General features: G+C 64.1%; 19 protein-coding genes and 1 other RNA gene. 11 read left to right on the top strand and 9 right to left on the bottom strand.

Going from position 1 to position 22,999, the window contains the following annotated elements:
* Positions 1–136 precede the first annotated feature (136 nt).
* The 3 genes from BLS26_RS14625 to BLS26_RS14635 all read left to right on the top strand — a co-directional run bounded on the left by BLS26_RS14625 (position 137) and on the right by BLS26_RS14635 (position 3,245).
* Positions 137–1,345: a DNA recombination protein RmuC gene (locus BLS26_RS14625; protein ID WP_092512182.1), complete on the top strand. Its 1,209-nt coding sequence runs from the start codon at positions 137–139 to the stop codon at positions 1,343–1,345.
* Between the two features lie 84 nt (positions 1,346–1,429).
* Positions 1,430–1,732, top strand: a complete 303-nt coding sequence (locus tag BLS26_RS14630) for a GIY-YIG nuclease family protein (RefSeq protein WP_092512184.1) — start codon at positions 1,430–1,432, stop codon at positions 1,730–1,732.
* A 163-nt stretch (positions 1,733–1,895) separates the two neighbouring features.
* Entirely contained in the window at positions 1,896–3,245 is a 1,350-nt protein-coding gene (locus BLS26_RS14635; protein ID WP_092512186.1) for an MFS transporter, read from the top strand.
* A gap of 100 nt (positions 3,246–3,345) precedes the next feature.
* On the opposite strand, the gene BLS26_RS14640 is transcribed toward BLS26_RS14635, so the two are convergent.
* The 5 genes from BLS26_RS14640 to ffs all read right to left on the bottom strand — a co-directional run bounded on the left by BLS26_RS14640 (position 3,346) and on the right by ffs (position 6,869).
* Entirely contained in the window at positions 3,346–3,786 is a 441-nt protein-coding gene (locus BLS26_RS14640; RefSeq protein WP_092512188.1) for a hypothetical protein, read from the bottom strand.
* A 24-nt stretch (positions 3,787–3,810) separates the two neighbouring features.
* Complete coding sequence (gene recR, locus BLS26_RS14645) at positions 3,811–4,416, bottom strand: recombination mediator RecR (RefSeq protein WP_092512190.1); 606 nt, start codon at positions 4,414–4,416, stop codon at positions 3,811–3,813.
* Between the two features lie 37 nt (positions 4,417–4,453).
* Positions 4,454–4,774, bottom strand: a complete 321-nt coding sequence (locus BLS26_RS14650) for a YbaB/EbfC family nucleoid-associated protein (RefSeq protein ID WP_092512192.1) — start codon at positions 4,772–4,774, stop codon at positions 4,454–4,456.
* Positions 4,775–4,801: 27 nt separating this feature from the next.
* Positions 4,802–6,664 carry a DNA polymerase III subunit gamma/tau gene (locus BLS26_RS14655; RefSeq protein WP_092512194.1) on the bottom strand — a complete coding sequence of 621 codons (1,863 nt, stop codon included), beginning with the start codon at positions 6,662–6,664 and terminating at the stop codon, positions 4,802–4,804.
* A 108-nt stretch (positions 6,665–6,772) separates the two neighbouring features.
* An RNA gene (ffs, locus tag BLS26_RS14660) (signal recognition particle sRNA small type) lies at positions 6,773–6,869 on the bottom strand.
* 207 nt (positions 6,870–7,076) lie between these two features.
* On the opposite strand from ffs, the gene BLS26_RS14665 reads away from it, so the two are divergent.
* From BLS26_RS14665 to BLS26_RS14690, 6 genes are all read left to right on the top strand, one after another.
* Complete coding sequence (locus tag BLS26_RS14665) at positions 7,077–7,502, top strand: HIT domain-containing protein (protein ID WP_092512196.1); 426 nt, start codon at positions 7,077–7,079, stop codon at positions 7,500–7,502.
* Between the two features lie 3 nt (positions 7,503–7,505).
* Entirely contained in the window at positions 7,506–8,456 is a 951-nt protein-coding gene (gene nudC, locus BLS26_RS14670) for an NAD(+) diphosphatase (RefSeq protein ID WP_092512198.1), read from the top strand.
* Positions 8,457–8,537: 81 nt separating this feature from the next.
* Positions 8,538–9,500: a sugar kinase gene (locus BLS26_RS14675; protein WP_092512200.1), complete on the top strand. Its 963-nt coding sequence runs from the start codon at positions 8,538–8,540 to the stop codon at positions 9,498–9,500.
* A gap of 69 nt (positions 9,501–9,569) precedes the next feature.
* On the top strand, positions 9,570–10,070 hold the full coding sequence (locus BLS26_RS14680; RefSeq protein ID WP_092512202.1) for an Lrp/AsnC family transcriptional regulator: 501 nt from the start codon (positions 9,570–9,572) through the stop codon (positions 10,068–10,070).
* A 119-nt stretch (positions 10,071–10,189) separates the two neighbouring features.
* Positions 10,190–10,627: a hypothetical protein gene (locus BLS26_RS14685; protein ID WP_371360822.1), complete on the top strand. Its 438-nt coding sequence runs from the start codon at positions 10,190–10,192 to the stop codon at positions 10,625–10,627.
* Between the two features lie 37 nt (positions 10,628–10,664).
* Positions 10,665–12,134 (top strand): methyl-accepting chemotaxis protein, encoded by a 1,470-nt coding sequence (locus BLS26_RS14690; protein ID WP_092512206.1) that lies wholly within the window; start codon positions 10,665–10,667, stop codon positions 12,132–12,134.
* Between the two features lie 141 nt (positions 12,135–12,275).
* Here the strand turns inward: BLS26_RS14690 and BLS26_RS14695 are convergent, their stop codons facing one another.
* The 4 genes from BLS26_RS14695 to BLS26_RS14710 form a co-directional block, all read right to left on the bottom strand.
* On the bottom strand, positions 12,276–13,775 hold the full coding sequence (locus BLS26_RS14695) for a phosphomannomutase/phosphoglucomutase (protein WP_092512208.1): 1,500 nt from the start codon (positions 13,773–13,775) through the stop codon (positions 12,276–12,278).
* A gap of 122 nt (positions 13,776–13,897) precedes the next feature.
* Positions 13,898–14,401 carry a TIGR02281 family clan AA aspartic protease gene (locus tag BLS26_RS14700; protein ID WP_092518062.1) on the bottom strand — a complete coding sequence of 168 codons (504 nt, stop codon included), beginning with the start codon at positions 14,399–14,401 and terminating at the stop codon, positions 13,898–13,900.
* 140 nt (positions 14,402–14,541) lie between these two features.
* Positions 14,542–17,019, bottom strand: a complete 2,478-nt coding sequence (hrpB, locus tag BLS26_RS14705) for an ATP-dependent helicase HrpB (protein ID WP_172804607.1) — start codon at positions 17,017–17,019, stop codon at positions 14,542–14,544.
* 121 nt (positions 17,020–17,140) lie between these two features.
* The gene (locus tag BLS26_RS14710; RefSeq protein WP_092512210.1) at positions 17,141–18,460 is read right to left on the bottom strand and encodes a UDP-glucose/GDP-mannose dehydrogenase family protein; all 1,320 of its coding nucleotides are present in this window, start codon (positions 18,458–18,460) and stop codon (positions 17,141–17,143) included.
* A gap of 278 nt (positions 18,461–18,738) precedes the next feature.
* Here BLS26_RS14710 and BLS26_RS14715 point away from each other — a divergent pair, with 278 nt between their 5' ends.
* Positions 18,739–19,818: an acyltransferase family protein gene (locus BLS26_RS14715; protein WP_092512211.1), complete on the top strand. Its 1,080-nt coding sequence runs from the start codon at positions 18,739–18,741 to the stop codon at positions 19,816–19,818.
* Positions 19,819–19,912: 94 nt separating this feature from the next.
* Entirely contained in the window at positions 19,913–22,912 is a 3,000-nt protein-coding gene (gene polA, locus BLS26_RS14720) for a DNA polymerase I (protein WP_092512213.1), read from the top strand.
* Positions 22,913–22,999: the final 87 nt, after the last annotated feature.

Consider the following 22,999-nt stretch of genomic DNA (forward strand, 5'->3'; position numbering starts at 1 on the left):
AATGCGCCGACGAACCTGTTAAGGCGGCCTTAACCATGATTTTTAGGGTTTTGTTAACCACGAAAATCAACCTCCCGTTAACCATAAATGTTCCCTCTTCGTTCGCTATGGCGCCCGAATCGGTTACAAGGCGTGCATGAACGAGATTCTTTTCATCGTCGGCGACCTGCCGATTCACGTTGGTGAGGCCCTGATCGGCTTTGGCGCGCTCGCGCTGGTGCTGCTGCTGGTGATCGCCATCGTCATTGCCCGTTCGGGCCGCCGCGGTGCGGAACTGGCGATGGCGCAGGCGATCCGCGCCGACGAACTGGAGGAGCGCCTCAGCGAAATGCTGCAGGCGCAGAACCAGTCCACCGGCAGAGTCGACGCCATGGCGCAGGCGCTGGCCGGCCGCCAGGCCGAGATGGCGCGTGCGGTCAACGAACGGCTGGATTCGGTGACCCACCGCGTCGGCCAGTCGATGGAGCAGACCACCCGCAACACGATGGATAGCTTGCGCGTGCTGCACGAGCGGCTCGGCATCATCGACAACGCGCACAAGAATCTTACTGACCTGACGTCGCAGGTGACGACGTTGCGCGACGTGCTCGCCAACAAGCAGTCGCGCGGCGCCTTCGGCCAGGCGCGGATGGAGGCGATCGTCCAGGACGGCATGCCGATGGGTAGTTACGAATTCCAGCACACGCTCTCGACCGGCAAGCGGCCGGATTGCGTGGTGTTCCTGCCCGACCAGCGGCCGTTGTGCATCGACGCCAAGTTTCCGCTGGAAGCCGTCACCGCGCTGCATGACGCGCGCACCGACGACGAGAAGAAATTCGCCGCCCAGCGGCTGCGCAACGACGTCATGAAGCATGTCAGCGACATCGCCGAGAAATACCTGATCACCGGCGAGACCCAGGATACCGCGCTGATGTTCGTGCCGTCGGAATCGGTCTACGCCGAAATCCACGACGGTTTCGACGACGTGATCCAGAAGGCCTACCGCGCCCGTGTCGTGCTGGTATCGCCCTCGCTGTTGATGCTGGCGATCCAGGTGATGCAGCAGATCCTGAAGGACGCGCGGATGCGCGACGCCGCCGACCAGATCCGCACCGAAGTGCTCAACCTCGGCGACGACCTCGGCCGTCTGCGCGACCGCGTGCTGAAGCTGCAGAAGCACTTTGGCGACGCCAACGAGGACGTCCGGCAAATCCTGATCTCCGCCGACAAGATCGAAAAGCGCGCGGGGCGGATCGAGGAACTCGATTTCAGCAAGCCCGACGCACCCGCCGAGCTGCCGCGCGCGGTCAAGCCGGCTGCGCCGGAGCTGTTTCCCCTGCCGCGCAAGCTGCAGGCGGGGGAGTAGTGCGGGTTTGAGTTTAGCTTACGCCGCATACTAAGCTGTCATCGCCCGGCTTGACCGGGCGGCCCAGTATCCCAGAGACCGTAGATGGGAGCGCGCAGTTATTACGTCTACATCCTGGCGAGCCGCATCGGCGGTACGCTGTACATCGGTGTAACCAATGACATCATTCGACGGGTCGGCGAACATCGCCTGGAATTGACCAAGGGCTTCACGAAGAAATATGAAGTCCACAAACTCGTCTATTTCGAGCAATTCGATGACATCGAAAATGCGATCAAGCGCGAGAAACGACTGAAGAAGTGGAATCGAGCGTGGAAAGTTCGTCTCATCGAAGAACTCAATCCGAATTGGGATGATCTCTATTCCGGCATCGCGGGTCCTCCTTAGTTGTCCGTCGCACCCCCGCACTCCCTGTCATACCCCGCGAAGGCGGGGTATCCAGTAATCTGAGGCGTTCATTATTGACCATAGGCTTCGCGGAATACTGGATCGTCCGCCTTCGCGGACGATGACAGCGTAAATTGGGGCCCGAATCTGCTAACACCCTTCCATGAGCCCACCTGAAACCACACCACAACCCGCCACCTCCTGGCGCGACAGCTTGGCCGTCTATCTGCAGCCTCGCGTCCTGATCGTGCTGCTGCTCGGCTTTTCCTCCGGGCTGCCGCTGGCGCTTTCGGGGTCGACGCTATTGGTGTGGATGCGCGAGTCCGGGGTCGATCTCGGCACCATCGGGCTGTTTGCGCTGGTCGGCACGCCCTACACGCTGAAATTCCTGTGGGCGCCGCTGGTCGATGCGCTGCATGTGCCGTTGTTCACGCGCGCGTTCGGCCGCCGCCGCGGCTGGCTGCTGTTTTCGCAACTGCTGCTGATTGTCGCGATCCTGCTGCTGGCGCTGACGGACCCGGCGCGCTCGCCGCTGTTCGTCGCCCTCGGCGCGCTGCTGGTCGCGACGATGTCCTCGACGCAGGACATCGTGGTCGACGCGTTCAGGGTCGAAAGCCTGCCGGAGAGCGAACAGGCCGCCGGCATGGCGTCCTACGTCGCGGCCTATCGCATCGGCATGCTGGTCTCGACCGCGGGCGCGCTGTTCATCGTTTCGGGATTTGAAGGCACCGGCCTGCCGCGCAGCACGGCCTGGATGTGGGGCTATGTGGTGATGGCGGCGCTGGTCTTGATCGGCACCATCACCGCATTGGTTGCGACCGAGCCCGAGCAATCCGCCCGCGCGGAGGCCGCCACGCGCACCGAAACGGCGTTCGCCCGCGTGATGCATGCCGCGGTCGGCGCGTTCTCCGAATTCCTGACCCGGCGCGACGCGCTGGCCGCGCTGGCTTTCGTGGTGCTGTTCAAATTCACCGACGCGTTTTCCGGCACCATGACCGCGCCGTTCGTGATCGATCTCGGTTTCACCCGCAACGACTATGCCGCCATCGTCAAGGGCGTCGGGCTGGCGGCGACCTTGATCGGCGGTTTTGCCGGCGGCTTCGTGGCGCGGCGCTATTCGCTGGCGGCTTCTCTCTGGATCGGCGGCGTGCTGCAGGCGGTCGCCAACCTCTCGTTCTCCTGGCTGGCGATTGTCGGTGTCAATCAATGGGCGCTGGCGTTCGCGATCACGGCGGAAAATTTCACCAGCGCCATCGGCACCGTGATCTTTGTCGCCTATCTGTCGGCGCTGTGCCGAAATCCGCTGCACACCGCGACACAATACGCGTTGCTGACGGCGCTGGCCGCGGTGGGACGAACGTATCTGTCGTCGGGCGCCGGCTATGTGGCGAAGGCGACCGGGTGGCCGGCATTCTTTGCGATCTGCGTCGTGGTCGCCGTGCCGAGCCTGATCCTGCTGACCTGGCTTCAGCGGCGCGGCCATTTTGCGTCGCTGGGGCCGGTGAAGGTTTGATCTTGCAGGGTGGATTAGGCGAAGCCGTAACCCACCGCGACGCGTACAAGGATGGTGGGTTACGGCTTCGCCTAACCCACCCTACGATTCCGGCGCAACCTCAATGCTTGGTCACCACGCTCCACTTCGTGATGACGGCTTCGCTCATCTGCCCGGCGTCCTGCGCGCAGGCGACCTCGTCGACCTTCACCGAAATTTCCTTGCCGATGAAATTCTTCAACTGCGCCGCCTGCGCGTCGCTGTTGGTGATGAGCTGGAAAGTTTCGGGCCCGGTCTCGAGATTGCAGAGCCCGTTCGGCGGCGGCAGCCGGCGCGGCTCGCTGGTCACCTGGAAGCTATTGATCTTGGTGCCACGTTTGCCGCCACGAACTTTCATGGCGCTGAGTTCCCCCGACAGCACGTCGCCGGCGTTGATCGGCTTGCCGGCCTTCGCCGGTGCAGGCTCGGGCTCGGCCTTCTGCGCCCATGCGGAAGGCGCAGCGAGGGCCACGGCCACCATCGCCGCAAAGCTGGAGCGCTTGCCGAATCGTCGTTTCGTCATGTCGATCAGTTCCGTCTATGATGGTTAGAACAGTGTTCGCTGCCGCATGGCTGCGGATAGCGTACCTTCATCGAGATAATCAAGCTCGCCGCCGACGGGAACTCCGTGGGCGAGCCGTGTCACCCGGACGTTGGCTTCCTGCAACAAATCCGTGATGTAGTGCGCGGTGGTCTGGCCATCCACCGTGGCGTTTAGCGCCAGAATGATCTCGCTGACCTGCGAATCGTGTGCGCGCGCCACCAGCGCGTCGATGGTCAGATCCTGCGGACCGACCCCGTCGAGCGGCGACAGCGTGGCGCCGAGCACGTGGTAGCGGCCATTGGTCGCATTGGCCCGTTCCAGCGCCCACAAATCCGCGACGTCGGCGACCACCACGATGATGGAGCCGTCACGCTTCGGATCGGTGCACACCGTGCAGGGGTTCTGCGTGTCGATGTTGCCGCAGGTCTTGCAAACCTGAATCTTGTCGATCGCGACCTGCAGCGCGCCGGCCAGCGGCGTCATCAGCGCCTCGCGCTTCTTGATCAGATGCAGGGCCGCGCGCCGCGCCGAACGCGGCCCGAGGCCCGGCAGCCGCGCCAGCAACTGGATCAGACGTTCGATTTCGGGGCCGGCAACCGCAGAAGCCATTTCAGGTGAGACCGTGTATTTCAGGAAGACCTGGCACTCAAGTAAGACCCAGGCCGGGTGGCAGGCCGAGCCCGCCGGTCAGCGCCTGCATCTTTTCCTGCATCGCCGCCTCGGCCTTGCGGCGCGCGTCGTTATGCGCGGTCACCAGCAGGTCCTCGAGCACTTCGCGTTCCTCGGCCTTCATCAGCGACGGGTCGATTTTGACGCCTTTAACTTCCATCTTCGCGGTCATGCGCACGGCGACCAGTCCGCCGCCGGAAACGCCCTCGACCTCGACATGGCCGAGCTCTTCCTGCATCGCCTGCATCTTGGATTGCAGTTGCGCCGCCTGCTTCATCATGCCGAGAAAATCAGCCATCTTGTTTCCTTAGGATACGCCTATCGATCAATCGTCGTCGCTGTCGGAACTCTCGGCCGGGTCTTCCCCGGTAGCATCGGATTCCGGCGGCTCGGCGGCAAGCTTGCGCACTTCGACGACCTTGGCGCCGGGAAACCGCGCCAGCACCTCCTGCACGCGCGGATCGGCCTCCGCGGCGCGGGCGTACTCGTTCTTCCGGACTTCATTCTGCGAACGCAGCGTCGGTTCGCCGGCCTCGTTGGACACGATCACGGTCCAGCGCCGCCCGGTCCATTGTTCGAGCTTGCGGGAGAGATCGTTGACCAGCCCACGCGCCGCGTTGCGTTCCAGCGCCACTTCGAGCCGGCCATCCTCGATGCGGACCAGCCGCATGTCGGATTCCAGCGCCGTCTTGGCCATGATGTCGCGCTTCTCGCCGGCCAGGGCGACGAGTTGCGGAAAGGTCGTGATCCGCAGCGCCGGCGCGGCATTCGTCTCCGGCTGCGGCGCCATCATCTGCGGGCGCGCGGACGCTTCGGCGCCGCTTCGCGGTGACGTCGGCATGCGCATCGGCGAGGAAGACATCGACGAAGCTGCGGACGAAGAGGACGATGCGGTCGAAGCCGGTGCCGATCGCAACGACGCCGAAGAGCTGGCGGCAGCCTGCGCGCCGCCGCCGTTCTGCTCGATCATCCGGATCACCTCATCCGGCGTCGGCAGGTCGGCGACATAGGCGATGCGCACCAGCACCATTTCGGCCGCGGCCGCCGGCCGCGTCGCGGTCTGCACCTCGGCGATGCCCTTGAGCAGCATCTGCCACATCCGCGACAGCACCCGCATCGACAGTTTTGCCGCGAATTCGCGGGCGCGGACGCGCTCGGTTTCGCCGAACGCGACATTGTCGGCGGTGGCCGGAACGATCTTCACCCGAGTGACGAAATTGACGAATTCGGCGAGATCGCTCAGCACCACAACCGGATCGGCGCCGACGTCGTATTGCGCGCGGAATTCGTTGAAGGCTGCGGCGATGTCGCCGCGCGCCAGCGAATCGAACAGGTCGATCACGCGGGTGCGATCGGCCAGCCCCAGCATCTGCCGCACCGCGTCGGCGCGAACGGTGCCCGCCGCATGCGCAATCGCCTGGTCGAACAGCGACAGCGAATCGCGCACCGAGCCTTCGGCGGCACGGGCGATGATGCCGAGCGCCTCGGGTTCGACCTCGACGCCTTCCTTGGTGGCGATGTTGGACAGGTGTCCCATCAGCACGTCGGCCTCGACCCGGCGCAGGTCAAAACGCTGGCAGCGCGACAGCACCGTGACCGGAACTTTTCGGATTTCGGTGGTGGCGAACACGAACTTGGCGTGTTCCGGCGGCTCCTCCAGCGTCTTCAGGAAGGCGTTGAAGGCCGCGGTCGACAGCATGTGGACTTCGTCGATGATGTAGACCTTGTAGCGCGCGCTGGCCGGCGCGTAGCGCACGCTGTCGTTGATCTGGCGAACATCGTCGACGCCGGTATGGGAGGCGGCGTCCATTTCCAGCACGTCCATGTGCCGGCTTTCCATGATCGCCTTACAGTGCACGCCGAGATCCGGCATGTGGATGGTCGGTCCCTTCACCGACCCGTCAGGCTTTTCGTAGTTCAGCGCGCGGGCGAGAATCCGCGCCGTGGTGGTCTTGCCGACCCCGCGGACGCCGGTCAGAATCCAGGCCTGCGGAATTCGCCCGGTTTCGAACGCATTCGAAACGGTGCGGACCATGGCCTCCTGGCCGATCAGGTCTTCGAAACTGGAGGGGCGGTATTTGCGCGCCAGCACCCGGTAGGGCTTGGCCGCGTCAGGCTGACCGCCGAGCGCGAAACCGCCCTGGTTGGCGCCTTCGGGATCATCGGGGGGAGCGCCAGCATCACTCATCGGTCGATCCGCAATTGATTGTCTCTCAAGGCCGGCTTGCGGAACGGAACGAAATCAAGCGCACGGTACGAACTTGCCGCTTCCATGCGCTTTTCGCTCGAAAAACAGGTAGGAGACTGACGAGCGACCCGATCCGGACCTCGTTAGGGCTGCTTCCTTCCGGACCTGACCCGGTTGGCGAGAGGCTCGTCCACCGCCAATCTCCCGGTCCTTATTTGGGGCCAAAAGGACCGGAAAGCAAGCGGGCTGGCTGGGTGGAACGGGCAGGAATTCCCCCATTTCGTCATGGCCGGGCTTGACCCGGCCATCCACGTCTTGCTTCTTCAGCCGCGTACAAAAGCCCGGGTCACCTAGCGATGTTGTTTGCGGGGCCAGTCTCTGCAAGGCTGCTAGAAAGATTAGAGAAAAAAAGATGCCCTCTGACGCCTCCGACTGGTCGCTGCACTCCCAGCTCAAGAAAGACACCATCGACATCGGTGACCTGCCGCTGTGCCGGGTGCTGGTCATCAAGGACGCGCATTACCCGTGGCTGCTGCTGGTGCCGCGCCGGAACAATGCGGTTGAAATCATCGATCTCGACGAGGTCGCGCAAGCGCAGTTGATGACCGAAATCTCCCGGGTCGCGAAAGCGCTGAAGGAGGTCACCCAATGCGACAAGCTCAATATCGCAGCACTGGGCAACCTGGTGCCGCAACTCCATGTTCATGTCATCGCACGGCGCTCGAACGATGCCGCCTGGCCGCGTCCGGTCTGGGGCGTAATGCCGCCGCTGGCGCATGACGCCGAGGAAGTACAGAATTTCATCAGCGCACTTCGCCGCAAGATCTGGTTGGGTTGAATTATGTCCGCATTCGATAAGTATCCGCTCGGAAAGCCTGCCTTCGTTACCCATGTTCTCGACCGCGCCGCACATCTGCGCACCAACGACGAAAAACTGTTCGCCCTGGAAAACCACCGCGACGCCCGCGCCTATGTGATCTACCGCGACTCGCTGGTGGTGAAACAGGAAGCCGATGGTCCGCGCCTGCTGCTGGGCGTCGACGAGGCCGTGAAGCTCGGCGCCAATCCCGGCACGATCTTTTTGGGTCTACGCGACGGCGCGCCGCTGTTCGGCATGGGGATCTCGCCAGCGGCCGTGGAGAAGCTGGTGGGGCGCGCTGACGTCGCCGTCACCGAACTGCGCGGCATGGCGATGCAGGGCCTCGCTCCGATCGAGCAGCTCTCCGCGATTGCGATGGCCAAATCGATGGTGTCCTGGCATCAGCGCCACGGCTTCTGCGCCAATTGCGGTACCCGCACTTCGATGAAGGAAGGCGGCTGGAAGCGCGAGTGCCCGAACTGCAAGGCCGAGCATTTTCCACGCACCGACCCGGTCGTGATCATGCTGGTCACCCATGGCGATCGAATCCTGCTCGGCCGCCAGAAGCAGTTCCTGCCGGGGATGTATTCGTGCCTCGCCGGATTCGTCGAAGCGGCCGAGACCATCGAGGACGCGGTCCGCCGCGAGATTTTCGAGGAAAGCGGAATCCGCTGCACCGACGTGAACTACTACATGACGCAGCCCTGGCCCTATCCGTCATCGCTGATGATCGGGTGCACCGCGCGCGCCACCACCGAGGAAATCGTCGTCGACCGTGCGGAACTCGAGGACGCCCGCTGGTTTACCCGTGCCGAGGCGACCCTGATGCACAAGCGGGAGCATCCCGACGGCCTTTTTGCCGCGCATCCGTTTGCGATCGCGCACCATCTGATCGGGCTGTGGCTGCATGAGGGCAGCGCCGCCGGTGCATAACGGGAACCGTACGATGGCCCAATCGGTTAACTCCGGACCAAGGTTCCGGCACAACGCGGAGCCGGCATGACGGATTCCCGGATGAACTTTCACGACAGAGCGCCCAAAATACCGCCCCGTATTCTCTGCATCGGAATGCCGGTGCGCGACCTGACCTTCCGCGTCGGCGGCGTTCCCGCCCGCGGTTCCAAGGAAAACGCCACCCATTTCGAGGAAATCTGCGGCGGCAACGCGCTTAATGCCGCCATCGGCATCGTGCGACTCGGCGGCCGCGCCTCAATCTGCGGGCCGATGGGCGATGCCCGCGACACCTCCGACCGGTACATCTTCGACAAGCTTGCGCATGAAGGCATCGAGACCAAGCATGTGGTCCGCATGCCGGGCCTGGTGACGCCGATCTCGGCGATCATGATCGACCCGACCGGCGAGCGCACCATCGTAACTTTCCGCGATCCCGAGCTCTGGAAAGTCGAGCTGCCGCCCACCGCGACGCTGCTGGACGATTGCGCGGCGATCCTCACCGAAAGCCGAGCTGCGGAATTCTGCACGGATCTGTGCGCTGAAGCGGTCCGGCGTGGCATCCCCGTCATCGTCGACGTCGATCGTGCGATGTCGTTACGCGAGGGTCTGCTGAACGCGTCCTCCCATCTGGTGTTCTCGAGCGAACCGCTGCAGGAGACCGCCGATATCGCCGACGACGCCAAGGCGCTGCACAAGATCGCCAAACTGACCAAATCGTTCCTGGCGGGCACGCGCGGCCCGCAGGGCACCATCTGGCTGGACGAGCACGGCGCCATCCAGGAAACCCCGGCCTTCCATGTTCATACCGTCGACACGCTGGGCGCCGGCGACGTGTTCCACGGCGCCTTTGCGCTCGCCATCACCGAGAAGCAGGAGCTGCGGCAGGCGCTCCGATTCGCCTCCGCCGCCGCGGCTTTGAAATGCACCCGGTTCGGTGGCGCCTTCGCGGCCCCGCAACGTGCTGAAGTTGAAGCACTTTTGAGCCAGAGCCAGGGGGTCGACCGGGCGCAGACGGCCCCGTAGCAGGGGCTTGCACGAGAAGAATTTTCTATATATGAGGTATATCAACCTCTTCTATGGAACATTTTTCTCATGACCGATCTTGCCCTTCAGATTCCTGAAGCCAATCGCCGCCTCGACGCCATCGACCGCAAAATCCTCACCGTGCTGCAGGAAGACGCCTCCCTGTCGGTGGCCGAGATCGGCGACCGGGTCGGGCTATCGTCGACGCCGTGCTGGAAGCGGATCCAGCGGCTGGAGGCCGATGGCGTGATCCTGCGCCGGGTCGCCCTGGTCGATCAGAACAAGATCGGGCTCGGCATTTCCGTGTTCGTCTCGGTCGAAAGCTCCGACCATTCCGAAGCCTGGCTGAAAACCTTCGCGGCCGCCGTCAGCGCCATGCCCGAGGTGATGGAATTCTACCGGATGGCCGGCGACGTCGATTACATGCTGCGCGTCGTGGTCGCGGACATGGCAGCCTATGACGTGTTCTACAAAAAGCTGATCAGCGCCGTGCCGCTGAAGAACGTCACCTCGCGGTTTGCGATGGAGAAGATCAAGTCGGTCACCGCACTGCCGGTGCCGGCGGCGTAAGAAACCGCAATCCGCTGTCGTCACCCGGCTTGACCGGGTGACCCAGTATTCCACCGAAGTTGAGCGCCGATCGAGAAGCCACAGCGTACTGGATACCCCGCATGCGCGGGGTATGACGATTGAGCGCGTGGTTCGACCGGCCGTCGTCGCGCGGGCGCGCATTTAAACGCTCCATTAACCAATCCATTTACGAGCAATTAGCTTCATCACGATACCTTCACGTGATGGAGCGGGAAAAAACCATCTCACCTTCGCGATGGCCCGCCTGGCTGAACGCTGCTGCGTTGCTGGTCGCGAGCTTTGTCGCGATCGCGGCACTGTCGCTGCAGGTCCGGCCCGGCTCCGAGGTCATTGCCGTGGCCTTCCCGCCATGGTGGAGCGCCCAGGAGGTCCTGCTGGCTGCCGCATCTGCCAATGCCGCCATTGTCAGAATGACGGCGCTGCCCGCGCTGCTGGTGGTGCGTCCGGACGACCGTGACGGGCTGACGAGACTACGACAAGCCGGCGCGTGGCTGGCGATGGATCCGCAGGTGATCGCCGCCTGCTTTACGAAATAGAACGCTTATTTTTCGAATTTCAATCGGGGGACTGGGAATGACCATCGAAAGCGATGATCTGGCAAGCTTGCGCGAGACCACCAGCAAGACACTGCTTGCGGTGCTGTGGCTGCACGTGCCGATCGCCGTCACCATCGGCATGATGCGCGGCACCGACTGGATCGTGCCCGGCGCTTTCATGATGGCGATGGCGCTGGCCGCGACCATATCGTGGCGCGCGGCCGGTAACGGACTGTCGACCCGCCTGATCTTCGCTGTCGCTCTGATGGGCGGCGTGTCGGTGTTTGCCTATCAGCTCGCGGGGCACGCCTGGCAGATCGACATGCACATGTACTTCTTTGCAGCACTGGCCTGTCTCGTCGCCTATTGCGATTATCGCCCGATCATCGCCGGCACGCTGGCGGTGGCGTTGCATCATCTGGTGCTGAATTTCCTGCTGCCGGCCGCGATCTATCCCGGCGGCGCCGACTTCGGCCGCGTCGTGCTGCATGCCGTCATTCTCCTGATCGAGGCCGGCGTGCTGATCTGGCTCTCGTCGACGCTGTCGCGCCTGTTCGAAACCTCCGCGGAGAAAACCGCCGAGGCAGAGGCGGCCAGTGCCGCCGTCGCCCGCGCCAATGTCGACCGCACCGAGGCCGACCGGCAGGCCAAGCAGGACCGCGACGCAGCGCGCCGCGAACTCGCCGCCGGCTTCGAACGCAAGATCGGCGGTATCGTCGAGGCGGTCGCGGTTGCCGCCAACGAGATGCAGAGCCTGTCTTCCTCGATGAGCAACAGCAACACGGAAACCACGCGGCAGACGGCGGCAGCTGCGGCCGCGTCGACCCGGGCTTCGTCCAACGTGGAAACGGTGGCTTCAGCGACCGAAGAACTCACCGCCTCGATCAACAGCATCGCCCAGCAGGTGACGCGTTCGGCCGAGATCGCCAACAAGGCCGCCGGCGAAGCGCGCCGCACCAACAGCGTGGTCGAAGGGCTTGCCGCCGGCACCCAGAAGATCGGCGAAGTGGTGACGCTGATTCAGAACATCGCCAGCCAGACCAATCTGCTGGCGCTGAACGCCACCATCGAAGCGGCCCGCGCCGGCGAGCACGGCCGCGGATTCGCGGTGGTCGCCAGCGAAGTCAAGGCGCTGGCCAACCAGACGGCGAAAGCGACCGAGGAGATCTCGACGCAGATCCAGGATATCCAGAGCGCCACCACCGAGGCCGTCAACGCCATTCAGGCGATCGGCGGCACCATCGCCGAGATCGACGAGATCTCCAACGAAATCGCCGCCGCCGTCGATCAGCAGGGCGCGGCGACCCGGGAAATCGCCGGCAACGTGCAGCAGGCGGCCGACGGCACGCGCGAGGTCAACGACAACATCCTCAGCGTCAGCCGCGCCTCCGAAGAGGCCGGCCGGGCGACGTCGAAGCTGCTGGATGCCGCCAACGGCCTGTCGTCGCAATCCGATCGGCTGAAATCCGAGGTCGGCAGTTTTCTGGGTTCGCTGCACGTGGCGTAGAGCACCGGATACTCGTCATCGCCCGCGAAAGCGGGCGATCCAGTATTCCAGAGCATTAGCGATCAAACAGAGAAGCCACGGCGTACTGGATACCCCGCTTTCGCGGGGTATGACGGCTGTGGGCGGGGCGACGTGAACGCCTCAAATCTTCTGATTATATTCGCCCACTTCGGGATGGGTACGCAGCACCGAATCCATCGCCTCGAACAAATCCCGCATCCGCTGCTCGCTGACCGGGCTCTCGACCACGACAACCAGTTCCGGCTTGTTGGATGAGGCCCGCACCAGACCCCAGCTGCCGTCCTCGACGGTGACGCGCACGCCGTTGACGGTGACGAGATCGCGGATCTTTTGCCCTGCGACCTTGTCGCCGTTTTTCTGCAACGCCTCGAAATGCTTCACCACGGCATCGGCGACGCCGTATTTGGTTTCGTCGGCGCAGTGCGGCGACATCGTCGGCGACGACCAGGTCTTCGGCAGCGCGTCTTTCAGGTCCGCCATCGATTTGCCGGGTGCGCGATCGAGCATCTCGCAGACCGCAATCGCCGAAACCAGACCGTCGTCATAGCCGCGGCCATACGGCTTGTTGAAGAAGAAGTGCCCGGATTTTTCGAAGCCGGCCAGCGCACCGAGCTCGTTGGTGCGGCGCTTCATGTAGGAATGGCCGGTCTTCCAGTAAGTGGTATTGGCACCCTGCTTCTGCAACACCGGATCGGTCATGAACAGTCCGGTCGATTTCACGTCGACCACGAACTGCGCATTTTTGTGGATCGCCGACATGTCGCGCGCCAGCATGACGCCGACCTTGTCGGCGAAGATTTCTTCGCCGGTGTTGTCGACCACCCCGCAGCGGTCGCCGTCGCCGTCGAAGCCGAGGCCGACGTCGGCCTTGTGCGCGAGCACTGCGTCGCGGATCGCGTGCAGCATCTCCATGTCTTCGGGGTTCGGATTGTATTTCGGGAAGGTGAAGTCGAGCTCGGTGTCGAGCGGAATCACCTCGCAGCCGATCGCTTCCATCACCTGCGGCGCGAACGCGCCGGCGGTGCCGTTGCCGCAGGCAACCACGACCTTGAGCTTGCGCTTGATTTTCGTCCGCCCGGTGAGATCGGCGATATAGCGCGCCGGGAAATTCTCGTGGAACTGATAGGCGCCGCCAGCCTTGTTGCTGAATTCGGCGTTGAGCACGATCTGTTTCAGCCGCGTCATCTCGTCGGGGCCGAAAGTCAGCGGACGGTTAGCGCCCATCTTGACGCCGGTCCAGCCGTTGTCGTTGTGGGAGGCGGTGACCATCGCGACGCAGGGCACGTCGAGATCGAACTGCGCGAAATAGGCCATCGGCGTCACCGCCAGCCCGATGTCGTGCACCTTGCAGCCGGCCGCCATCAGGCCTGTCATCAGCGCGTATTTGATCGAGGCCGAATAGCTGCGGAAGTCGTGGCCGACGACGATTTCCTGCTTGACGCCAAGTTCGGCAATCAGCGCCCCGAGCCCCATGCCCAGCGCCTGAATGCCCATCAGGTTGATTTCCTTCTCGAACAGCCAGCGCGCGTCATATTCGCGAAAACCGGTCGCCTTCACCATCGGCCCGGATTCGAAAGCATAGGTATTTGGAACCAGCACGGATTTCGGCTTCGGAAACATCAGATGGCCTTGTCGTCAAAAGGAAAAGGAACACCGCAGCCTTAGCGGATGCATGGGCCGGGCGATAGGCGGGACCGGCGCCTTGTGAGGGCTAATTGCGGCGGTTTGGTAACCGGGAAACCTTACTGCTCCAGCACCATCTTGCCGTTGGCGTATTCGAAGCGCTTCAGCTTCGACAGGAACGACAGGCCGAGCAGGTTTACCGACAGCGCTTCGTCCGGCAGCACCATCGCATCGACGTCGCGGACCACGAGGCCGCCGATTTCGACCATGGCGAGCCGCGTGCGCGCCGCCTTGATGGTGCCGTTGGCGGTAGAGACGGAGGCGTTGTAGTCGCCGCGGGCCGGGCGCAGGCCGAACCGCGCCGCAGACTTCTCGTTCAGCGCAATCACCGAGGCGCCGGTGTCGACCATGAAGTCGATGCGCTGACCGTCAATCCTGCCGTCGGTCTGAAAATGACCGCGGGCGTCGCGCGGAATGCTCAAGGTGCGGCCGGAGGTTGGTGCTTCCGTCTCGACGGCAGCCTTGCGCGGCGCTGTGGTGGCGGAAGCCGCCGCCGGTGTCATCTTGTCCGCCATCTGCGCCATGAAGGTGCCGAGGCCGATCAGAATAGCGGCACAAATCATCAGGTTACGCATGACGCCACACACTCGTTTCCGCAGGCGGCCGATATCACCACGGCAGCCGCCAAGCCGCGACTAACGAAGGCGGCCAGGGCCGTCATTTCGGCGAAAAGGATGAGTGAAGTGTTAACGGCGGGCGCGGATCACGTCCCGCGCGGCTTGACCCGCCGGGTCGGCAGCGCGCTGGCGGGATCTTCCGGCCAGGGATGCCGGGGATAGCGGCCGCGTAGATCGGAACGTACCGCGGCGTAGCTGCCGCGCCAAAAACCCGGCAGATCGCGCGTGACCTGGACCGGCCGCTGCGCCGGCGACAGCAGTTCGAGCACCAGCGGCACTTTGCCTTTGGCAATCGAGGGATGGGTGTTGAGCCCGAACAATTCCTGCAATCGGACGGCGATGGTCGGCCCCTGCTCGGCTTCGTAGTCGATCGCGAGCATGGTGCCGGTCGGCGCTTCGAAATGGGTCGGCGCTTCGCGCTCCAGCCGCGCACGCAATTCCCACGGCAACAGCCCCATCATCGCGTCCGAGAGATCGCCGGCTGAAACCTCTTTCAGCGAAATCTTGTCGTAGAGCGCAGGCACCAGCCAGTTCTCGGCTTCAGTCGCCAGCGCCGCATCCGACAGATCGGGCCAGCTATCGCCTTCCGCCTTGCGCAGAAACATGACGCGGTCGCGCCATTGCTGCAGCGATTTCGACCACGGCAGCTTGTCGAATCCTGCTGCAATCAGTCCCGCGGCGAAAACGCGTGCCGTCTCTGCCGAAGGCGACAGCGCCATTGGCGCTTCCGACAGCGTGATCGCGTGCAGCGTCTTTTTGCGGCGCGCGCGTAGCGCCATCGCGGCGCGATCGAACGAAACCTCTTCGGTGTTTTCGATCTGACCGGCGAAGCGCAATTCGATATCGGCTTGTGTGATCGACGCCGCCAACAAAATACGTCCCTGCGCCGCCGTACCGGTCAGTTCGCCCACCGCGATATAGGGCGCGCGCGCCAGCGACGAGGTCTGCTCGACCGCGGCGCCGCGGCCATTGGCGAGCACGAAGCTGCCATTGCCGCGGTTGCGCGCGACCCGGTCGGGAAACGCAAAGGCCAGCATGATGCCGGTGGCTGGCGCGGCATCTTCGGTCGGTGCTTTTTCGGTCGACGCCACCTGCGAGGCCCAGCGCTGCGCGAGGCTGCGCGCACTGGAGGCACGCTGCGAACGGTCGCGGCGGAACTGATCGAGCCGCACGTCGAGATCGACACTGTCGCCACCGAGACCGCGTTCGGTCAGGATGGCCGCGATTTCGGCGGCCTCCTCGCCGGCGCCCAAACGATGCGAATCCACGATCATCCGCGCCAGCCGCGGCGGCAACGCCAGCGCGCGCAGGCTTTGACCTTCCGCGGTGATCCGGCCGTCGCCGTCGAGCGCACCGAGTTCGGCGAGCAGGCTGTTCGCCTCCTTCAAGGCCGGCGCGGGCGGGGAATCGAGAAACGCCAGCGTCGTGGGGTCGCTGACGCCCCATTGCGCCAGATCGAGCACCATCGAGGACAGGTCGGCGGAAAGAATTTCGGGCTGGGTGTAGGCCGCCAGCGAAGCGGTCTGCGGCTCGTCCCACAGCCGGTAACACACGCCGGGTTCGGTGCGGCCGGCGCGGCCACGGCGCTGATCGACCGCGGCGCGCGAGGCGCGCACGGTCTCCAGCCGGGTCAGGCCGATATCAGGCTCGTAGCGCGGCACCCGCGCCATGCCGGAATCGACGACGATGCGGACACCCTCGATGGTCAGCGAGGTCTCGGCAATGGATGTCGCCAGCACCACCTTGCGTTGGCCCTTTGGCGCCGGCGCGATGGCGCGATCCTGCACGGCGGCATCGAGCGCACCGAACAGCGGCACGATCTCGATGCTGGCGTCGTGAACGCGTTCGCTGAGGAAATTCTGGGTGCGGCGGATTTCGGCGGCGCCCGGCAGGAAAGCCAGCACCGAGCCGGGATCGGCGCGCAGCGCCGTTGCGATGGCATCCGCCATCTGCCGCTCCAGCGGCGCATCGGGCTTGCGGCCGAGATACCGGGTCTCGACCGGAAAGGCGCGGCCCTCGCTCGCTACAACAGGCGCGTCGCCGAGCAGTTTGGCGACCCGCGCGCCATCGAGCGTCGCCGACATCACCAGGATGCGCAGGTCCTCGCGCAGGCCGGTCTGGGCGTCGCGCGCCAGGGCCAGGCCGACATCTGCATCGAGCGAGCGCTCGTGAAATTCGTCGAACAGCACGGCGGCAACGCCGTTGAGTTCGGGGTCGTCGAGAATCTGCCGAGCGAAGATTCCCTCGGTCACGACTTCGATCCGGGTCGCGCGCGAAATCTTCGAGCCGAAACGAACGCGATAACCGACGGTCTCGCCGGCACGCTCGCCGAGCGTCTTCGCCATCCGTTCCGCACTGGCGCGGGCCGCGATCCGGCGCGGCTCCAGCATGATGATCTTCTTGCCCTTCAGCCAGGGTGCATCGAGCAGCGCCAGCGGCACCCGCGTGGTCTTGCCGGCGCCGGGTGGCGCCACCAGCACGGCGGCGTTGTGGCCGGCCAGCGTCCGCGCGAGCTCATCGAGCACGACGTCGATCGGAAGCGGCGTATCGAAAGTGCGAGGCAAGTTGTCTGACCCGTCATCACCCGCGAATGCGGGTGATCCAGTAAACGCAGGTGTCACCGGTTACGAACACCGGGCGTACTGGATACCCCGCATGCGCGGGGTATGACAACTGTGGTTGCGGCTACAGGCCCGGCTCGACGCCCCGTCCGACGCTCTCGTAAGTGAATCCGTGGGCCGCCATGTCGTCGGCGCGGTAGATGTTGCGCAGGTCGACCACGACGGGCTGCGCCATCGCGCGCTTGATGCGGTCGAGATCGAGCGCGCGGAACTGCACCCACTCGGTGACGATCACCAGCGCGTCGGCGCCGCGCACGCACTCATAAGGGTCTTCGCAGTATTCGATATCGGGCAGTTCCTTGCGCGCCTGTTCCATGCCGACCGGATCGTGGGCGCGCACGGTGGCACCCATGTCGAGCAGGCCGGTGACCAGCGGAATCGATGGCGCCTCGCGCATGTCGTCGGTATCCGGCTTGAAGGTCAGACCAAGCACGGCAACGGTCTTGCCGCGCAGATTGCCGCCGACCGCGTTGGCGACCTTGCGCGCCATCGCGCGCTTGCGGTTGTCGTTGACGCCGAGCACCGCCTCGACGATGCGCAACTGCACATCGTGATCGAGCGCGATCTTCACCAGCGCACGGGTATCCTTCGGGAAACAGGAGCCGCCGAAGCCCGGTCCGGCATGCAGGAATTTCGAGCCGATGCGATTGTCGAGCCCGATGCCGCGCGCGACTTCCTGCACGTTGGCGCCGACTTTTTCAGAGAGATCGGCGATCTCGTTGATGAAGGTAATCTTGGTGGCGAGAAAAGCGTTGGCCGCGTATTTGATCAGCTCCGCGGTGCGCCGCGCGGTGAACATCAGCGGCGCCTGATTCAGCGACAGCGGACGGTAGATGTCGCTCATCACCTTGCGGGCGCGCTCGTCCGAGGTGCCGACCACGATGCGATCCGGGAACTTGAAATCGCGGATCGCCGCACCTTCGCGCAGGAATTCCGGATTGGAGGCGACCGCGACGTCCGCCGTCGGATTGGCTTCGCGAATCAGCCGCTCGACTTCGTCGCCGGTGCCGACCGGCACGGTCGACTTGGTGACCACTACAGTGAAGCCGGACAATGCCGTGGCAATTTCCTTCGCCGCGGCGTGCACATAAGTGAGGTCGGCGTGGCCGTCACCGCGCCGAGACGGCGTGCCGACCGCGATGAACACCGCATCGGCTTCGGCGACCGGCCCGGTCAGGTCGGTGGTGAAATCGAGCCGCTTGGCCTTGACGTTGGACGCCACCAGCGCATCGAGGCCGGGTTCGAAAATCGGGATCTCGCCCTTGAGCAAAGCGGCGATCTTGCCGGCATCCTTGTCCACGCAGGTGACCTGGTGGCCGAAATCGGCAAAGCAGGCGCCGGACACCAGCCCGACATAGCCCGTTCCAATCATCGCAATGCGCATCGAATAACCTGTTTCCAGGGCCGAACCGTTCTGACCAAATCAGAACCTGGTCTTCAGCCCTTGTTTCGAAGCGCTTTCTTTACCCGAGCCGGCTTCGGTTTCGCTCGAAACGCTGTGGGGTGGTTAACGCCCGTTCAGCTTTGCGTCGCCTCTTAAAACATTTGCGGGCCAAGGGGAAAGCGGAAAGCCACTGATCCGGCATGACATTTGTATGAATAAAGGAGAATGAAACCGATCGGGCGGATGATGCCGGCTTACCGCGCCGAAAAGAGACATTGATGACCGCAAACGGCACATTCGCCATGTCAGAGCGTCCCGCTTTTGCGGGGGCCTCGGCGCGGCCCGACCGTGTCGACTGGGTCGACTATGCCAAGGGCATCTGCATTGTCATGGTTGTCATGATGCATTCGGTGCTGGGCGTCGAGGCCGCCGCCGGCCAGACCGGCTTCATGCATCTCGTGGTGATGTTCGCAAAGCCGTTCCGGATGCCGGATTTCTTCCTGATTTCAGGGCTTTTCCTATCGGTCGTGATCGACCGCGACTGGCGCACCTATCTCGACCGCAAGGTGGTCCACTTCGTCTATTTCTACGTGCTGTGGGTAACGATCCAGTTCGGCTTCAAGGCTGAGTCCTTTGCCGCCGAATCAAGCTGGCATCATGTCGGCTACCTGTATCTGGAATCCCTGATCGAGCCGTTCGGCACCTTGTGGTTCATTTATTTGCTGCCGGTCTTCTTCGTCGTCACAAAACTGTCGCGCCGAATCCCGCCACCGGCGATCTGGCTGGTGGCAGCGGCACTCGAGATGATGCATGTCGCCACCGGCTGGACCGTGATCGACGAATTCTGCGCGCGCTTCGTCTATTTCTATTCCGGCTACTGGGCTGCCGCTTACGTGTTTACGCTGTCGGATCGCGCACGGGCACGGCCTGCGCTCGCGCTCGCCGGGCTTGCGCTATGGGCGCTCGTCAACAGCAGTCTGGTCGCGTCAGGTTTCAGCGAGTGGCCGCTGGTTTCGCTGGCGCTGGGGCTGACGGGTGCGTGCGCCATCATCGTAACAGGCACGCTGCTGGCCCGGGCGCACCGGCTCAATTTCCTGCGCTATTGCGGCGAGCACTCCATCGTCATCTATCTCGCCTTCTTCCTGCCGATGGCGGCGACGCGAACGTTGCTGCTGCACAGCGGACTATCGGTAGACATCGGTACGATCTCGCTGATCGTGACCATCGCAGGCGTCGCCGGTGCCCTGGCGATCTGGCGGCTGGCCCTGGCGCTGCACGCCAACTTCCTGTTCGAACGTCCCGATGCATTCTGGATCGCGCCGAAAAAGCCGGAACCGGTACTGCAGGCGGCAGAGTAGGTCGTCCGCCTCGCGGGTGATGACGGTGTGTATTGGGCGCAAAAACTGCCCCCCAAGGCTGTCATTCCCGCGCAAAAATCCCTAAATTTCGGCCATGCCGAAAACAGCCCCCAAAGCCACCGCAAAACCCGATGCCGTCAAAGCCCTCAAGAAAGGCGACCATGTCTTTCTGGTCGACGGCTCCTCCTACATTTTCCGCGCCTATCACGCGCTGCCGCCGCTGAACCGCAAATCCGACGGGCTGCAGGTCAATGCTGTGCTCGGCTTCTGCAACATGCTGTGGAAGCTGCTGCGCGACATGCCCGAGGATAACCGGCCGACCCATCTGGCGATCATTTTTGACAAGTCGGAAATCACCTTCCGCAACAAGCTTTACCCGGATTACAAGGCGCACCGGCCGCCGGCGCCGGATGACCTGATTCCGCAATTCGGCTTGATCCGCGACGCCGTGCGCGCCTTCGACCTTCCCTGCCTGGAACAGGGCGGCTTCGAGGCCGACGACCTGATCGCGACCTACGCCCGCGAGGCCGGCGAGCGTGGCGCCACCGCGACCATCGTATCGTCAGACAAGGATCTGATGCAGCTCGTCACCGACAAGGTGACCATGTACGACACCATGAAGGACCGCCGCATCGGCATCGCCGAAGTGATCGAAAAGTTCGGCGTGCCGCCCGAGAAGGTCGTCGAGGTGCAGGCGCTGGCCGGCGATTCCACCGACAACGTGCCTGGCGTGCCCGGCATCGGCATCAAGACCGCGGCGCAACTGATCGTCGAATACGGCGATCTCGAAACGCTGCTCCTGCGCGCCGGCGAGATCAAGCAGCCGAAGCGGCGCGAGGCCTTGATCGAGAACGCCGAGAAGGCACGGATTTCGCGAAAACTGGTGCTGCTCGACGACAAGGTCGCGCTCGACACGCCGCTCGACGAACTCGCGGTGCACGAGCCCGATGCACGCAAGCTGATCGCCTTCCTCAAGGCGATGGAATTCTCCACCCTGACCCGCCGCGTCGCCGACTATTCGCAGATCGACCCGGCCGATGTGGAGGCGGATGCGGCGAGCAAGAGCGGCGCCAGTGCCGCTGCGCCTGCCGCGGCCAAGTCCGGCGGCGGCACCGGCGATCTGTTTGCGAGCCCGGCCACCGCCAAGCCCGGCGCCGACAAGCAGGACAAGGCCGCCAGCGTCAAAGGCACACCGATTTCACTCGCCGCGGCCCGCGCCGAAGCCGCGCGAAAGCTGCCGGTCGATCGGAGCAAGTACAAGACCCTTCGCAGCGTCGACGAACTCAAGGTTTGGGTCGCCCGCGCCCGGGACGCCGGCACCTTCGCGATCGATGCCCAGGCGAATACCGACGATCCGATGCAGTCCGACATCATCGGTATTGCGCTGGCGCTGGCGCCGAACGATGCCTGCTACGTGCCACTGGCCCACAAGCAGGCCGGCGGCGGCGCCGGCCTGTTCGACGCCGGGCTTGCGCCGGACCAGCTCAAGGCCAGTGAGGCGCTGGCGGCGCTGAAGCCGCTGCTGGAGTCGGCCGGCGTCTTGAAGATCGGCTTCAACATCAAGTTCAACGCCGTGATGCTGGCGCAGCACGGCATCACCGTGCGCAACCTCGACGACGCGCAGTTGATGTCCTACGCGCTCGACGCCGGACGCAACTCGCACGTGCTTGGGTCATTGGCCGAAAGCTGGCTCGGCCATGCCATGGTCGCTTACGGCGACCTCACCGGCAGCGGCAAGAACAAGCTCGGCTTCGATCAGGTCGCGATCGATAGAGCGACGGAATATTCCGCCGAGATCGCCGACGTGATCTGGCGGCTGGCGCGGTTGCTGAAGCCGCGCCTCGTCGCCGAGCACATGAACGTGGTCTACGAAACCCTCGAACGGCCGCTGGTCAGCGTGCTGGCGCGGATGGAGCGGCGCGGCATCTCGATCGACCGCCAGGTGCTGTCGCGGCTGTCGGGCGAATTCGCCCAGACCGCGGCGCGCGTCGAGGCCGAGCTTCAGGAAATCGCCGGCGAGCCGATCAATGTCGGCAGCCCCAAGCAAATCGGCGACATCATCTTCGGCAAAATGGGGATAACCGGCGGCAGCAAGACCAAGACCGGCGCTTGGTCGACCTCGGCGCAGGTGCTCGACGAACTCGCCGAACAGGGCCACGAATTCCCGAAGAAGATTCTGGAGTGGCGGCAGGTATCGAAACTGAAGTCGACCTATACCGACGCGCTGCCGGAATACGTCCATCCGCAGACCCATCGCGTGCACACCACCTACGCGCTGGCCGCGACCACGACCGGACGCCTCTCGTCCAACGAACCGAACCTGCAGAACATTCCGGTGCGTACCGAGGACGGCCGCAAGATCCGCCGGGCCTTCATCGCCACCCCCGGCCACAAGCTGGTGTCGGCGGACTATTCGCAGATTGAATTGCGGCTGCTGGCCGAGATCGCCGACATCCCGGTGCTGAAGCAGGCCTTCCGCGACGGGCTCGACATTCACGCCATGACGGCGTCGGAAATGTTCGGCGTGCCGATCAAGGACATGCCGAGCGAGGTGCGGCGCCGCGCCAAGGCGATCAACTTCGGTATCATTTACGGCATCTCCGCGTTCGGTCTCGCCAACCAGCTCGGCATCGCCCGCGAGGAAGCCTCGGCCTACATCAAGAAGTATTTCGAGCGCTTTCCCGGCATCCGCACCTACATGGACGCGACGCGCGATTTCTGCCGCGCCAACGGCTACGTCGAGACGATCTTCGGGCGCAAGTGTCACTATCCCGATATCAAAGCCTCCAACGCCTCGGTCCGCTCCTTCAACGAGCGCGCCGCGATCAACGCGCGATTGCAGGGGTCCGCGGCCGACATCATCCGCCGCGCCATGACCCGGATGGAAGACGCCCTCGCCGCGAAAAAACTCTCGGCGCAGATGCTGCTGCAGGTCCACGACGAACTGATTTTCGAAGTACCCGACAAGGAGGTGGCGGCGACCTTGCCGGTGGTGCAGCACGTCATGCAGGACGCGCCATTCCCCGCGGTACTGCTCTCGGTGCCGCTGCAGGTCGACGCCCGCGCGGCGAACAACTGGGACGAGGCGCATTGAGTTTCTTACTTACCTCTCCCGCTTGCGGGGGAGGTCGGCGCGCGCGATAGCGCGCGACGGGCGGGGGAAGTCTCTCCGCTCGATAGG

Origin of the sequence: Afipia sp. GAS231 (assembly GCF_900103365.1) — a bacterium.
GTDB lineage: Bacteria > Pseudomonadota > Alphaproteobacteria > Rhizobiales > Xanthobacteraceae > Bradyrhizobium.